Origin of the sequence: Streptomyces sp. NPDC001381 (assembly GCF_042895685.1) — a bacterium.
GTDB lineage: Bacteria > Actinomycetota > Actinomycetes > Streptomycetales > Streptomycetaceae > Streptomyces.
The window spans coordinates 742,815-756,633 of sequence record NZ_JBIAWO010000002.1 but is presented as its reverse complement, the minus strand read 5'-3'; the positions used below and the strand labels follow the sequence as shown (position 1 = coordinate 756,633).

The window sequence follows — 13,819 nt, the reverse complement described above, 5'->3', positions numbered from 1 at the left end:
GTCACGCAGTTCCCCGCGCCCCTGGGGGCGCGCTCCGTCACCCGTGTTCCAGAAGCGAGGAATCCCCATGTCCACCCATCCCGAAGCCGCAGCCCTGCTCGCCCGGTCCCGTCGGCTCGGCTCCGATCCCCGTAACACGAACTACGCCGGCGGCAACGCGTCCGCCAAGGGGACGGACACCGACCCCGTCACCGGCTCCGACGTCGAACTGATGTGGGTGAAGGGGTCGGGAGGCGACCTCGGTACGCTCACCGAGAGCGGGCTCGCCGTGCTGCGGCTGGACCGGCTGCGGGGACTCGTCGACGTGTATCCGGGCGTCGAGCGCGAGGACGAGATGGTCGCCGCGTTCGACTACTGCCTGCACGGCAAGGGCGGGGCGGCGCCGTCCATCGACACCGCCATGCACGGGCTCGTGGACGCCGCCCACGTCGATCATCTGCACCCGGACTCCGGGATCGCGCTCGCCTGCGCCGCCGACGGGGAGAAGCTGACCGCCGAGTGTTTCGGGGACCGTGTGGCGTGGGTGCCGTGGCGGCGGCCGGGGTTCCAGCTGGGGCTGGACATCGCCGCCATCAAGGAGGCCAACCCGCGGGCCATCGGCGTGATCCTCGGCGGGCACGGGATCACCGCCTGGGGCGACACCGCCGAGGAGTGCGAGCACAACTCGCTGCACATCATCCGGACCGCGGAGAAGTTCCTCGCCGAGCGGGGGAGGGCCGAGCCCTTCGGGCCCGTCGTCGAGGGCTACGAGGCGCTGCCCGAGGGTGAGCGGCGGGAACGGGCCGCCGCGCTCGCGCCGCACGTGCGGGCGATCGCCTCGCAGGACCGGCCGCAGGTCGGGCACTACAACGACTCCGAGGCCGTGCTCGACTTCGTGGCGCGGGCCGAGCATCCGCGGCTCGCCGCGCTGGGCACCTCCTGCCCGGACCACTTCCTGCGCACCAAGGTGCGCCCCCTGGTCCTCGATCTGCCGCCCACCGCCCCGCTGGAGGAGGCGGTCGCGCGGCTGAAGGAGCTGCACACCGCCTACCGGGAGGAGTACGCCGCCTATTACCGGCGCCACGCCGAGGCCGGCTCCCCCGCGATGCGCGGCGCCGACCCCGCGATCGTGCTCGTGCCGGGCGTGGGCATGTTCTCCTTCGGCAAGGACAAGCAGACCGCCCGGGTCGCGGGCGAGTTCTACGTCAACGCCATCAACGTGATGCGCGGGGCCGAGGCGGTGTCGTCGTACGCGCCGATCGAGGAGCGGGAGAAGTTCCGCATCGAGTACTGGGCGCTGGAGGAGGCCAAGCTCCGGCGGATGCCGCGGCCGAAGGCGCTCGCCACCCGGGTGGCCCTGGTCACCGGGGCAGGCAGCGGGATCGGGAAGGCCATCGCGCACCGGCTGGTCGCCGAGGGCGCCTGTGTGGTCGTCGCCGATCTCCACGCCGAGAACGCCGCCGCCGTCGCCGAGGAGCTGGGCGGGTCCGACAAGGCCGTCGCCGTGACCGTGGACGTGACCTCCGAGGAGGGCATCGCCGACGCCTTCAGGGCCGCCGTGCTCGCCTTCGGCGGAGTCGATCTCGTGGTCAACAACGCGGGGATCTCGATCTCCAAGCCGCTGCTGGAGACCTCGGTGAAGGACTGGGACCTCCAGCACGACATCATGGCGCGGGGTTCCTTCCTGGTCTCGCGTGAGGCGGCCCGGGTGATGATCGCGCAGGGGCTGGGCGGCGACATCGTCTACATCGCCTCCAAGAACGCCGTGTTCGCCGGGCCCAACAACATCGCCTACTCCGCCACCAAGGCCGACCAGGCGCACCAGGTGCGGCTGCTGGCCGCGGAGCTGGGGGAGCACGGGATCCGGGTCAACGGCGTCAACCCGGACGGCGTCGTCCGCGGCTCCGGGATCTTCGCGGGGGGCTGGGGCGCCCAGCGCGCGGCGACCTACGGGATCGAGGAGGAGAAGCTGGGCGAGTTCTACGCGCAGCGGACGATCCTCAAGCGGGAGGTGCTGCCCGAGCACGTCGCGAACGCCGTGTTCGCGCTGACGGGCGGGGAGCTCACGCACACCACCGGGCTGCACGTGCCCGTCGACGCGGGCGTGGCGGCCGCGTTCCTCCGGTGACGGCCGTGCGGTCGTACGCCGCGGTCGACCTCGGCGCGTCCAGCGGACGGGTCATGGTCGGCCGGGTCGGTACCGACTCGCTGGAGCTGGCGGAGGCGCACCGGTTCGTGAACCGGCCGGTCCGGGTGCCGGAAGGGCTGCGCTGGGACATCCTCTCCCTGTACGCCGGCGTCCTGGAGGGCCTGCGCGCGGCGGGTGCCCTCAGCGGTGGACGGCTCGACTCCGTCGGCATCGACAGCTGGGCCGTGGACTACGGCCTGCTGGACGCCGACGGGGCCCTGCTCGGCAACCCGGTGCACTACCGGGACGCGCGGACCGAGGGCGTCGCGGAGAAGGTGTGGGCCACCGTGCCGGCGGCCGAACTGTACGCGGCGACCGGTGTCCAGTACGCCCCCTTCAACACCCTCTACCAGTTGACCGCGGCGGCCGGTTCGGCCCAACTGGGCCACGCCGCACGGCTGTTGCTGGTCCCCGATCTGCTGTCCCACTGGCTGACCGGTGAGCAGGGCACCGAGCTGACCAACGCCTCCACGACCCAGCTGATCGACCCCCGGACGGGCGACTGGTCGTACGACGTCGCCGCGCGGCTGGGCATCGACCTGGAGCTGTTCGCGCCACTGCGGCGGCCCGGTGACCCGGCCGGCGTGCTGCGTCCGCAGGTGCTGGAGGAGACGGGGCTGACCGGGCCCGTCCCGGTGACGGCCGTCGGGTCGCACGACACGGCGTCCGCGGTGGCGGCCGTGCCGGCGACCGGTGAGCGGTTCGCGTACATCTGCACCGGCACCTGGTCCCTGGCCGGTCTGGAGCTGGACGCGCCCGTGCTCACCGAGGAGAGCCGGGCCGCCAACTTCACCAACGAGCTGGGGCTGGACGGCACGGTCCGGTACCTGCGCAACATCATGGGGCTGTGGCTGCTCCAGGAGTGCGTACGGGCCTGGGGCGACCCGGATCTGGGTGCCCTGCTGCGGGAGGCGGCCGCCGCTCCCGCGCTGCGGTCGGTGGTGGACGCGGGGGACGCCGCCTTCCTCGCGCCGGGGCGGATGCCGGAGCGGATCGCCGAGGCGTGCCGGGCCACCGGGCAGCCGGTCCCCCGGACGCCGGGTGAGATCACCCGGTGCATCCTCGACTCGCTGGCCCTGGCCCACCGGCGGGCGGTCGAGGACGCCCAGCGGCTCGCCGGCCATCCCGTCGACGTCGTGCACGTCGTCGGCGGCGGCACCCGCAACACGCTGCTCTGCCAGCTCACCGCCGACGCCTGCGGGCTGCCGGTGGTGGCCGGGCCGACCGAGGCGGCCGCGCTCGGCAACGTGCTCGTGCAGGCCCGGGCGCACGGACTGGTCGGGGACCGCTCCGGCATGCGGCGTCTGCTCGCCCGTACCCAGCCCCTCACGCGCTACGAGCCGCAGGGCGGCACGGGGCGGTGGCGGGAGGCGCAGGCCCGGCTCGCCCCGCGGTGAGCCGGGGTCTCCCCCGCGACCCGTGCCGGACGGCCTCCCCCACTACGCTGAACGCGTGTGGGTGGGACCCCAGCACTCATCCGATGACCAACCCCGAGGAGCCGCGATGCGTGTCGCACTGTTCCTGACCTGTGTCAACGACACGCTCTATCCGGACACCGGCCGTGCCGTGGTGAAACTGCTGACCAGACTGGGCGTCGAGGTCGACTTCCCGATGGCGCAGACCTGCTGCGGACAGGCCCACTACAACACCGGCTACCGCCATGAGGCCGAACCGCTCGCCCGGCACTTCTCCGATGTCTTCGGCGAGTACGAGGCGATCGTGACCCCCTCGGGGTCCTGCGGGGCGATGGTGCGGGAGCTGTATCCCCGGATGGGTGAGCGGGCCCGGGCGGAGGGGCGCGGGGACTCCCTCGCCGCGGCCCTGGCGCCCGTGGTGCCGAAGACGTACGAGCTGACCGAGTTCCTGGTGGACGTGCTCGGCGTGACGGACGTCGGCGCGTACTACCCGCACACGGTGACCTACCACCCGACCTGTCACGGGCTGCGCGGACTCGGGCTCGGGGACCGGCCGCGGCGGCTCCTTCAGGCGGTCAGGGGTCTGGAGCTGGTGGAGCTGCCGGGGGCGGAGGAGTGCTGCGGGTTCGGCGGCACCTTCGCCCTGAAGAACGCCGACGTCTCGGCGGCGATGGGCGCGGACAAGGTGCGCAACGCGCAGGCGACGGGCGCGGAGGTGCTGTGCGCGGCCGACAACTCGTGTCTGATGCACATCGGCGGGACCATGTCCCGGCTGAAGGCGGGCCTGCGGCCGGTGCACCTCGCGGAGATCCTGGCGAGCACGGAGGACGAGCCGGCCGGCACGCGCGAGGGGGCCGCCGTATGAGCGGGACCTTCGTCGGGATGCCCGCGTTCCCGGAGGCCGCGCGCGAGGCCGTCAACAACCCGACCCTGCGCGGGAATCTGCGGCACGCCACCCACACCATCCGTGCCAAGCGGGCCAAGGCCGTCGCGGAGGTGTCCGACTGGGCGGAGCTGCGGGAGGCCGGCAAGCGGATCAAGGACCATACGCTCCGTCATCTCGACCGGTATCTGGTCCAGTTGGAGGAGTCGGTCACCGCGGCGGGCGGGACGGTGCACTGGGCCGCCGACGCCGACGAGGCCAACCGGATCGTGACCCGTCTGGTGAAGGCGACGGGCGAGTCGGAGGTCGTCAAGGTCAAGTCGATGGCCACGCAGGAGATCGGGCTCAACGAGGCCCTCGAGGCGGAGGGCATCCGGGCGTACGAGACCGATCTCGCCGAGCTGATCGTGCAGTTGGGCAAGGACCGGCCCTCGCACATCCTCGTCCCCGCCATCCACCGCAACCGGGGCGAGATCCGGGACATCTTCCGCGGCGAGATGAGCGCGTGGGGGCGGCCGGCGCCGGAGGGCCTCACCGACACGCCCGCCGAGCTCGCGGAGGCGGCCCGGCTGCACCTGCGGGAGAAGTTCCTGCGCGCCCGGGTCGGCGTCTCGGGCGCCAACTTCATGGTCGCCGAGACCGGCACCATGGTCGTCGTGGAGTCCGAGGGCAACGGGCGGATGTGCCTGACCCTGCCCGAGACGCTGATCTCGGTCGTCGGCATCGAGAAGATCGTGCCGACCTGGCGCGACCTGGAGGTCTTCCTCCAGACGCTGCCCCGCTCCTCCACGGCCGAGCGCATGAACCCGTACACGTCGACGTGGACCGGTACGACGGACGGCGACGGTCCGCGGACCTTCCACCTGGTGCTGCTGGACAACGGCCGCACCGACACCCTCGCCGACGAGGTCGGGCGCCAGGCCCTGCGCTGCATCCGCTGCTCGGCCTGTCTGAACGTCTGCCCGGTCTACGAGCGGGCCGGCGGCCACGCCTACGGCTCGGTCTACCCGGGCCCGATCGGCGCCATCCTCAGCCCCCAGCTCCGGGGCACGGGCAGCGAGATCGACGCCTCGCTGCCGTACGCCTCCTCCCTGTGCGGGGCCTGCTACGAGGTGTGCCCGGTCGCCATCGACATCCCGGAGGTGCTGGTGCACCTGCGGGAACGGGTCGTGGAGGGCGGGCCGGTGACCCGGGAGGGCAACAAGGTGGTGCTGAAGCCCGCGAAGGGACACGCGGCCGAGCGGGCGGCCATGCGCGCGGCACGCTGGGCGTTCTCCCACCCCGCCGCCCTGCGCGGCGGCCAGCGGCTGGCGTCCCGCACGCGCCGCCTGCATCCCCGTACGCTTCCCGGGCCCGGCAGGGCGTGGAGCGGCACACGGGACCTGCCGGCCGTGCCGGCGGAGCCGTTCCGGGACTGGTGGCAGCGTACGAACGGCGGGGACAGCGGCAAGGGGAGCGCCAAGTGAGCGACAGGGAACGGATCCTGGGGCGGGTGCGCCGCGCGCTGGCCGATGTGCCGCGGGACGGCACGCCGTACGAGCAGGCGGTCCCCCGCGCGTACCTGCGCGAGCACGGAGGCCTGGGCGTCGAGGAGACGGTGGAGCTGCTGGCCGAGAACCTGGCGGACTACCGGGCGCTCGTGCACCGGTGCTCGGAGGATGAACTGCCGTCCCTGATCGGTCGGTTGCTGGCCGAGCGCGGGGCGAAGTCGGTGGTCGTGCCGCCGGGGCTGGACGCGGGGTGGCTCTCGGCGACCGGTGCCGACCGGGTCGAGGACCTCGCCGGGAGCACCCCGGACGAGCTCGACCGGGTCGACAGCGTCGTCACCGCGTGTGCGGTGGCGATCGCCGAGACCGGGACGATCGTGCTGGACGGCGGGCCGGACCAGGGGCGGCGCCGGATCACGCTCGTCCCCGACCACCATGTGTGCGTGGTGCGCGTGCCCGGGCAGGTGGTGGCGTCCGTGCCGCAGGCGCTCGAACGCCTCGATCCGGCCCGCCCGTTGACGTGGATCTCCGGTCCGTCGGCGACCAGCGACATCGAACTGGACCGGGTGGAGGGGGTGCACGGTCCGCGCACCCTGGAGGTGATCCTGGTCGGCTGAGGGGCCGACGGGTGCCCTCGCGGCGTCCGCCGCGCGCACGCCCCCTCCGGGGCGGTCCCACGCCGCCACGGCGGGTGCCCTCATGCGCCGCCGAGCCTCCGGGCCGCGAAGGCGTCAGGGCCTGCGAGGCCCCCGGTCCTCATAGCTCCCTGGGCTCGAGGGGATCGATCGCAGGTCCCTGGACGACCCCTCCGTGGACGTCGAAACGGGAACCGTGGCACGGGCACTCCCAGGCGCGCTCCGCGCGGTTGAACGCGACCAGACAGCCCAGGTGGGTGCAGCGTGCGGAGACGGCGTGCAGCTTTCCGTCGTCGTCGCGGTGGACGGCGCAGCGCTCGCCGGAGACACGGACGACCGCGCCGTCGCCGGGGGCGATGTCGTCCACCGACGGACCGGACGGCGCCGGCAGCCGGTCACCGACGAAGTGGCGGGCCACGTCGGCCTGGTGCTTGAGGAACGCGGCGCCCTCGCGCACCACGGAGGCGATGCGGCGGGGGTCGTACAGCTCGCTCCAGGCACAGGGGCGGCCGTCGATCCGATCGGCGAGCAGACGGCCGGCCATGATGCCGCTGCTGAGGCCCCAGCCGCCGAAGCCGGTGGCGACGTGGACCTGGTGGGTGCCGGGGTGGAGCGGGCCGACGAGCGGGACGGTGTCGGTGGACTCGTTGTCCTGCGTGGCCCAGCGGTGGGTCGGGGTCAGGTCGCCGAAGTGGTCCTTCGCCCAGCCCAGGAGGCGGGCGAAGCGCTCCTCGACGTCGCCTCCCGTGCCCGGCGTGAAGTGCTCGCCGGTCACGACGAGCAGCCGGTGTGCGTCGTCCAGGGGCGCGGTGCGCAGGGAGCGGGTGTTCCGCTCGGGAGTGATGTACATGCCGCGGGGGGCCTCGGCGGCGCCGACGGGGGCGGCCACGACCAGTTCGCGGCGCGGGGAGAGCCGGGTGAAGAGCAGGGCCCGGTCGAAGACGGGGTAGTGCGTGGCGACGACCACGTGCCGGGCGGTCACCGTGGTCGCGGACGCGGGCGAGCGTGCGGTCAGCACACAGGGCTCGCCCTCCACGAGGTCCGTGACCCGGGTGTACTCGTGGATCGTGCCGCCGAGCCGCCGGATGCCGTCGGCGACGGCCAGCAGGTACTTGCGCGGGTGGAACTGGGCCTGGCCGGCGACTCGGACCGCTCCCGAGACGGGGAACGGCAGCTCCGTCTCGGTCACGAACTCGGCCGGCAGTCCGGCCTCCCGCGCGGCCTCCGCCTCGGCCCGCAGGTCGTCGGCCCGGGCGGGATCCTCGGCGTAGGTGTAGGCGGCGGCCTCCTCCCAGTCGCAGTCGGCGCCGAGCAGGTCCGCGATCTCCTTGGCCCGCTGGACGGCCTCGCTCTGCGAGCGGGCGTAGAGCCGGGCCGCCTCCGGGCCCCGGGTGCGGCGCAGCCGGTCGTAGACGAGGGTGTGCAGGGCGGTCAGTTTGGCGGTGGTGTGGCCGGTGACGCCGGCCGCGATCCGCCCGGCCTCCAGGACCGCCACCGAGTGACCGCCCCGGGCCAGCTCCCACGCCGTGCTCAGTCCGGCGATCCCCGCGCCGACGACGGCGACGTCGACGGTGAGCGGCCCCTCCGGTGGGGGTGCCGGATCCCTGGGCGGGGCAGTCTGCAGCCAGTACGACCCGTGAAGACGCGCCTGCTGATCCATGCGCCCCGAGTTCCCGCGACCGCCCGGGTCACACGGCGGGGCGAGAGGGACGCACGGCCGGGCGAGCGAGACGCACGGGCCGGCCGGGCGAGAGGGACGGGCCGGCCGGGCGGCAGGGACACGCGGGCCGGGTGGGAGCGACGCACGAGGCGGGCGGGAGGGAGAGGCTGGCCGGGCGGGAGGGAGAGGCCGGCCGGGCGGGAGGGAGAGGCCGGCCGGGCGGGAGGGAGAGGCCGGGCGGGAGGGACGGGCCAGCCGGGCGGGAGGGACGGGCCAGCCGGGCGGGAGGGAGAGGCCGGCCGGGCGGGAGGGACGGGCCAGCCGGGCGGGATGGAGGGGGCGGCCGGCCGGGCGGGCGGGAAGCGGGGTCGCGCGGCACCGGGGCGCCGCGGTCAGGAGTACGTCAGCGCGCTGCCGTACCGCAGCGCGTACTGGGCGGCCCGCAGGTACACCGCCGTGTAGAACGCGGTGGGCAGGTCGTCGGCCCACGGGCCCGGCCGGGTCGCCGCCGCCTTCTCCGCCTCGCCCTCCAGGAACCACAGGGTCAGTTCGAGGTTGCCGAAAGTCGCCGGAATCAGGTCCAGGGGCAGGCCGAGCGCTCCGGCGAGCCGCTCGGCGAGGGCGAGCACGTACGGCGCTCCGACGACCAGCGTCTCGTCCGTGTACGCCGAGCCGACGGGCAGCAGGACGCCCTCCTCCAGGGCGAACGGGACCAGGAGCGACCAGCTGAGCAGGGTGTGCCGCTCCTCGGGCGTCAGCCGCTCCCGGCACAGCGCGTCGAAGCCGTCCATCGGCGGGCTCATCTTCTCCTCGAACCAGCCCGGGGCCTGCGGGCTCCTCGGCTGGTACGGCGGCAGCCCGCGCCGCTCCAGCTCCGTGTTCAGCGCCGAGGCGAGGTCTCCGTGGCCGTCCTCCCCCGCCGTCGACCAGTCCTGCGCGCTCACGCTCACGAGATACACACCCATGGACGCACCGTAGCCGCCGCCACCGACAACATCGACAAGAGCACTGAACAAGCGCTTAGATATGTGCCCGGACCCGTCCATCCGCGACCGACTGCCGGAGGCCCACGTTGTTCTCATCCGTCGACGAAGTCTCCGCGCGCCTCGCCGAGACCGGCTATCTCGCCTCCCCCGCCGTCGCCACGACCGTCTTCCTCGCCGACCGGCTCGGCAAGCCGCTGCTCGTGGAGGGCCCGGCCGGGGTCGGCAAGACGGAACTCGCCAAGGCCGTCGCACAGGTGGCGGGAGCCCGGCTGGTGCGGCTCCAGTGCTACGAGGGCGTGGACGAGTCCCGGGCGCTGTACGAGTGGAACCACGCCAAGCAGCTGCTGCGCATCAGCGCCGGCCGCGACGAGACGTGGGACGAGACCCGCACGGACATCTTCAGCGAGGAGTTCCTGCTCCCGCGCCCGCTGCTGACCGCGATCCGCGGCGACGAGCCGACGGTGCTGCTGATCGACGAGACCGACAAGGCCGACGTCGAGGTGGAGGGCCTGCTCCTCGAAGTGCTCAGCGACTTCCAGGTCACCGTCCCGGAGCTGGGCACGATCACCGCGGCCCGGCGGCCCTTCGTCGTCCTCACCTCCAACGCGAGCCGCGAGCTGTCGGAGGCGCTGCGCCGCCGCTGCCTGTTCCTGCACATCGGCTTCCCCGACGAGGAGCTGGAGCGCAGGATCGTCCGCCTGAAGGTGCCCGGCATCGACGCGGCCCTGGCCGACTCGGTGGTCCGGGTGATCGCCGCGCTGCGGGCGATGGACCTGCGCAAGGCGCCGTCGGTCGCCGAGACCGTCGACTGGGCGCGCACCCTGCTCGCGCTCGGCGCCACCACCCTGGACGAGACCGTCGTCCGCGACAGTCTGGGCGTGATCCTCAAGCACCAGGACGACGTCCTGAAGGCCGGGGCCAAGCTCGACCTGGACGCCGTGTGAACGGCGACGCCGCCGGGCGGCTGACCGGGTTCGTGTCCGCGCTGCGGGCGCACGGCGTGCGGATCGGCACCGGCGAGACCGTGGACGCGGCCGAGGCGGCGGCGGTGCTCGGGTTCGCCGACCGCGGGATGCTGCGCGAGGGGCTCGCCGCGACGCTGCTGCACACGACGGACCAACGGCGGCTGTTCGACACCGTCTTCGACCTGTACTTCCCCTACGGCGTCGGCGCGCCCGGAGGGGAGCCCGGCGGCCGGGAGGAGCTGCGCGACCGGCTCGCCGAGGCCCTGGCCGTCAATGACCCGTCCCTGCTGGGCCGGTTGGCGATCGAGGCGGTCGACGGGCTGGGCGGCTACGGGAGTTCGCCGGGGGCGGACGGCTGGTCGTCGTACCAGACGCTCGAACGGCTGCGCCCGCAGACGCTGTTGGCGCGGGTGCGGGACGACATGCGGCGCCGGGGCGGTGCGGACGGTTTCACCGGCCGGCTCCTGGAGGACGAGATCCGGCGGCGCATCGAGGCCTTCCGGGGCCTGGTGGCGGCGGAGGCGCGGCGCCGGGTGGCGGAGCGGCGCGGGCGGGACGAGATCGCGCGGCGCGCGGTGGCACCCACCGCCGACCGGGTGGACTTCCTGTACGCGGGGCGGGACCGGCTGGCCGAACTGCGGCGGACGGTACAGCCGTTGGCGCGCAAGCTGGCCACCCGGCTGGCCGCGCGCCGCCGCCGTGCCGCACGCGGCACGATCGACCTGCGCCGCACCCTGCGCGGCTCGCTGTCCACGGGCGGGGTGCCGATGCGGCCCGTGCTGCGCCGACGGCGTCCGGCCCGTCCCGAGCTGGTGCTGCTGTGCGACGTGTCGGGCTCGGTATCCGGCTTCTCCGACTTCACGATGCTGCTGGTGCAGGCGCTGCACGACCAGTTCAGCAAGGTCCGGGTGTTCGCCTTCGTCAACCGGATCGACGAGGTGACGGGGCTGCTCCAACGCGGTGCGGCCGACCCGGCGGGGCTCGGTGCCCGTATCCAGGCCGAGGCGCGGCTGACGGGCTATCACGGCAGCAGCGACTACGGTGTCGCGCTCGGCGAGTTCGCGCAGCGGTACGGCGCCGCCGTGGGCCCCCGCACGACGGTGTTCGTGCTCGGGGACGCGCGGACGAACATGAGCGACCCGAACCTGCCGGCGGTCCGGGAGATCGCCGAACGGGCCCGCCGCACACACTGGCTGAACCCGGAGCCGCGTGCGCTGTGGGGCACGGGTGACTCGGCCGCACCCGAGTACGCCGAGCTGGTCGCGATGCACGAGTGCCGCAACGCTCACCAACTCGGCGTGCTGGTCGGCAGGCTGCTTCCCGTCTGAACGAACCGGTGCGAGAGCGCGTGCCGGGCGTCGCGCGGCAGGCGGGACTCTGCGGACACGACCTAGCTCTCCTGGGACTTGGCGTACTCCTTGGCCATCGATCCCTGGAAGTCGTAGACCACGCACTGTTCGTCGCCCACGACCCAGGCGTCATGTCCCGGCGAGACCACGAAGACGTCGCCGGGGCCCACCTCGGTCTCGCCGCCCTCGTCCATGGTGATGTGCATACGCCCGCTGACCACATAGCCGTTGTGGTGGATCTGGCAGCTGTCGGTTCCCGCTATCGGCGCCACCGACTCCGTCCAGCGCCATCCGGGCTCGAAGGTCGCCATCGCGAAGTCGAGCCCCGTCATGTGGACGGCTTCGATGTGTCCTCGGGGAAAGTCGCGCCGCTCGTCCGGCTTGTCGAGCGTCTTCACTTCCAGCATGGCGCTTCTCCCTTCCGGCCGTGTTGCGCCACGGCCCTGGCCGGCCCCCCGGCGGCCCTGGACGTCACCGGGAGAGGCCGCACCCCACCCCTCCATCGTCCGTCCGTCCACCCGGGGCCGCCATTCGGGCGATCCGCTCAGGAACCGCCGCCGCACAGCTCGGCGAAGCGGCCGGTGTCGATGTTGCCGCCGGAGACGATCACTCCGACCCGCCGGGGCAGGGCGCCGACGCGCCCCGCGAGCAGGGCGGCCAGCGGGGTGGCCCCGCTCGGCTCCACGACGATCTTCAGTCGCTCGAAGGCGAACCGCATCGCGGCGCGGATCTCGTCGTCGGAGACCAGGGCGATCTCGTCGACGAGCCGCCGGTTCACCGAGAAGGTCAGTTCACCGGGCGTGTGCAGGGCCTGGCCGTCGGCGATGGTGTGCGGCACCGGGATCCCGATCCGCCGGCCCGCCTCCAGCGACCGCTTGGTGTCGTCGCCGGCCTCGGGCTCGATGCCGACGATCCGGATGCCCGGCCGCAGCCCCTTCGCCGCCGTGGCGCTCCCGGCGATCAGCCCGCCGCCGCCGACGGGCGCGAGAAGCGCGTCCAGCTCCCCCGCCTCCTCCATGAGTTCGAGGGCGGCGGTGCCCTGTCCGGCCATGACGTGCGGATGCTCGTAGGGCGGGATCAGCGTCAGTCCCCGCTCGGCGGCCAGGGCCTCGGCGATCGCCACCCGGTCCCCGGTGTAGCGGTCGTACGTCACGATCTCGGCGCCGTAGCCCTCGGTCGCCGCCCGCTTGGAGCGCGGCGCGTCCTCGGGCATGACGATCACCGCGGTGGTGCCCAGTTCGCGGGCGGCGAGGGCGACCGCCTGGGCGTGGTTGCCGGAGGAGTAGGCGGCGACGCCCCGGGCCAGCTGCCGGGGGGTGAGGCGGGAGGCCGCGTTGTAGGCGCCGCGGAACTTGAAGGCGCCGACCCGCTGGAAGTTCTCGCACTTGAGGAGCACTTCGGCGCCGACGGCCTGGTCCAGGGTGCGGGAGCGCAGCACGGGCGTGCGGTGGGCGACGCCCTTGAGGCGGGCGCCCGCGTCGCGGACGTCGTCGAGGGTGATCGGCGGGGGTGTGGTGGTCACGGGTGTGCTCCCTCGGAGGTGTCGTGGGTTCGGGTGCCGCCGGGGGCCGTCGCCCTGGCCTGGGACAGGTAGTGGTAGGCGGAGGCGCGGGAGATGCCGAGGCGGCCGGCGACCAGTTCGACGGCACGGCGCACGGCGAACACCCCGCGTGCGTCCAGGCCCCGGAAGAGCGCGAGGCGACGCGTCCGGTCGAGACCGGCCCAGGTCTGGTCCTGGCGCCGCAGATGATCGTCGAGCAGGGCGTCCACGACGGAGTCGATGTCGTCGCCGAAGGTGGTCACCGGCGCCTGTTCCGGCCCTCCCGCGGTCCCCGCGAGCGCGGCCAGCAGGCCCCGCACCCGGTCCACCTCGGTGACGTCCACATTGACGCACAGGGCGCCGAACACCGCGCCGGTGGAGTCGCGCAGCACCATGGTGGACGACTTCACCAGCTTGCCGGTGCCGGTACGGGTGACGTAGTTCAGCTCGTCACGGGCGTCGTCACCGCGGGCGAGGACGCGCATGCCGATCTCGCTCATCGCCCCGCCGACCGTCCGCCCGGTGACCGAGCCGGCGACGGCGACGACGGACCTCTCCGGCTGCCGGTAGTCGTGCAGGACGACCTCGCAGACCGGCCCGAACGTCGCGGCGATCCCGTCCACGACGGGGGCGAGCGCGCGCAGGACGGCGTCCCGCTCCGCTTCCCTGGAATCCATACTTGATTAGACCATACGTCCAGCAGCTGGACCAGTAGTCCAGGATCCGCTCCCG

At 73.7% G+C, this 13,819-nt stretch carries 12 protein-coding genes; 7 read left to right on the top strand and 5 right to left on the bottom strand.

Annotated elements, in window-relative coordinates; genetic code table 11:
* Positions 1-67 precede the first annotated feature (67 nt).
* The 5 genes from ACFY2L_RS10445 (at position 68) to ACFY2L_RS10425 (ending at position 6,569) form a co-directional block, all read left to right on the top strand.
* Positions 68-2,107: a bifunctional aldolase/short-chain dehydrogenase gene (locus tag ACFY2L_RS10445; RefSeq protein ID WP_390822039.1), complete on the top strand. Its 2,040-nt coding sequence runs from the start codon at positions 68-70 to the stop codon at positions 2,105-2,107.
* A gap of 5 nt (positions 2,108-2,112) precedes the next feature.
* Entirely contained in the window at positions 2,113-3,564 is a 1,452-nt protein-coding gene (locus ACFY2L_RS10440; RefSeq protein WP_390822038.1) for a rhamnulokinase family protein, read from the top strand.
* Positions 3,565-3,670: 106 nt separating this feature from the next.
* Positions 3,671-4,447, top strand: coding sequence for a (Fe-S)-binding protein (locus ACFY2L_RS10435; protein WP_390656506.1), 777 nt, complete (start codon positions 3,671-3,673; stop codon positions 4,445-4,447).
* Positions 4,444-5,931, top strand: a complete 1,488-nt coding sequence (locus tag ACFY2L_RS10430; protein ID WP_390656505.1) for a LutB/LldF family L-lactate oxidation iron-sulfur protein — start codon at positions 4,444-4,446, stop codon at positions 5,929-5,931. The genes ACFY2L_RS10435 and ACFY2L_RS10430 overlap by 4 nt, the downstream gene beginning before the upstream one ends.
* Positions 5,928-6,569: a lactate utilization protein C gene (locus ACFY2L_RS10425; protein ID WP_390656504.1), complete on the top strand. Its 642-nt coding sequence runs from the start codon at positions 5,928-5,930 to the stop codon at positions 6,567-6,569. Before ACFY2L_RS10430 ends, ACFY2L_RS10425 begins: the two co-directional genes overlap by 4 nt.
* A 139-nt stretch (positions 6,570-6,708) precedes the next feature.
* Here ACFY2L_RS10425 and ACFY2L_RS10420 read toward each other — a convergent pair whose 3' ends face one another.
* Entirely contained in the window at positions 6,709-8,247 is a 1,539-nt protein-coding gene (locus tag ACFY2L_RS10420; protein WP_390822037.1) for an FAD-dependent oxidoreductase, read from the bottom strand.
* 392 nt (positions 8,248-8,639) lie between these two features.
* A complete protein-coding gene (locus ACFY2L_RS10415) occupies positions 8,640-9,212 on the bottom strand; it encodes a hypothetical protein (protein ID WP_390656501.1) in 573 nt (190 codons plus the stop codon).
* 107 nt (positions 9,213-9,319) lie between these two features.
* Between ACFY2L_RS10415 and ACFY2L_RS10410 the strand changes: the two genes are divergently transcribed.
* Complete coding sequence (locus tag ACFY2L_RS10410) at positions 9,320-10,177, top strand: AAA family ATPase (protein ID WP_390656500.1); 858 nt, start codon at positions 9,320-9,322, stop codon at positions 10,175-10,177.
* Positions 10,174-11,526, top strand: a complete 1,353-nt coding sequence (locus ACFY2L_RS10405) for a VWA domain-containing protein (RefSeq protein ID WP_390822036.1) — start codon at positions 10,174-10,176, stop codon at positions 11,524-11,526. The genes ACFY2L_RS10410 and ACFY2L_RS10405 overlap by 4 nt, the downstream gene beginning before the upstream one ends.
* A 62-nt stretch (positions 11,527-11,588) precedes the next feature.
* Here the strand turns inward: ACFY2L_RS10405 and ACFY2L_RS10400 are convergent, their stop codons facing one another.
* The 3 genes from ACFY2L_RS10400 to ACFY2L_RS10390 all read right to left on the bottom strand — a co-directional run bounded on the left by ACFY2L_RS10400 (position 11,589) and on the right by ACFY2L_RS10390 (position 13,764).
* On the bottom strand, positions 11,589-11,954 hold the full coding sequence (locus ACFY2L_RS10400; RefSeq protein WP_390656497.1) for a cupin domain-containing protein: 366 nt from the start codon (positions 11,952-11,954) through the stop codon (positions 11,589-11,591).
* A gap of 137 nt (positions 11,955-12,091) precedes the next feature.
* Positions 12,092-13,069: a threo-3-hydroxy-L-aspartate ammonia-lyase gene (locus ACFY2L_RS10395; RefSeq protein WP_390656496.1), complete on the bottom strand. Its 978-nt coding sequence runs from the start codon at positions 13,067-13,069 to the stop codon at positions 12,092-12,094.
* Positions 13,066-13,764 carry a transcriptional regulator gene (locus tag ACFY2L_RS10390; protein ID WP_390822035.1) on the bottom strand — a complete coding sequence of 233 codons (699 nt, stop codon included), beginning with the start codon at positions 13,762-13,764 and terminating at the stop codon, positions 13,066-13,068. Before ACFY2L_RS10390 ends, ACFY2L_RS10395 begins: the two co-directional genes overlap by 4 nt.
* Positions 13,765-13,819: the final 55 nt, after the last annotated feature.

Excerpts from the sequence above, each read along its gene's own strand:
- ACFY2L_RS10435 (WP_390656506.1), top strand. The coding sequence starts at position 3,671 with ATGCGTGTCGCACTGTTCCTGACCTGTGTCAACGACACGCTCTATCCG.
- ACFY2L_RS10400 (WP_390656497.1), bottom strand. The coding sequence starts at position 11,954 with ATGCTGGAAGTGAAGACGCTCGACAAGCCGGACGAGCGGCGCGACTTT.
- ACFY2L_RS10390 (WP_390822035.1), bottom strand. The coding sequence starts at position 13,764 with ATGGATTCCAGGGAAGCGGAGCGGGACGCCGTCCTGCGCGCGCTCGCC.
- ACFY2L_RS10430 (WP_390656505.1), top strand. The coding sequence starts at position 4,444 with ATGAGCGGGACCTTCGTCGGGATGCCCGCGTTCCCGGAGGCCGCGCGC.
- ACFY2L_RS10415 (WP_390656501.1), bottom strand. The coding sequence starts at position 9,212 with ATGGGTGTGTATCTCGTGAGCGTGAGCGCGCAGGACTGGTCGACGGCG.
- ACFY2L_RS10445 (WP_390822039.1), top strand. The coding sequence starts at position 68 with ATGTCCACCCATCCCGAAGCCGCAGCCCTGCTCGCCCGGTCCCGTCGG.
- ACFY2L_RS10420 (WP_390822037.1), bottom strand. The coding sequence starts at position 8,247 with ATGGATCAGCAGGCGCGTCTTCACGGGTCGTACTGGCTGCAGACTGCC.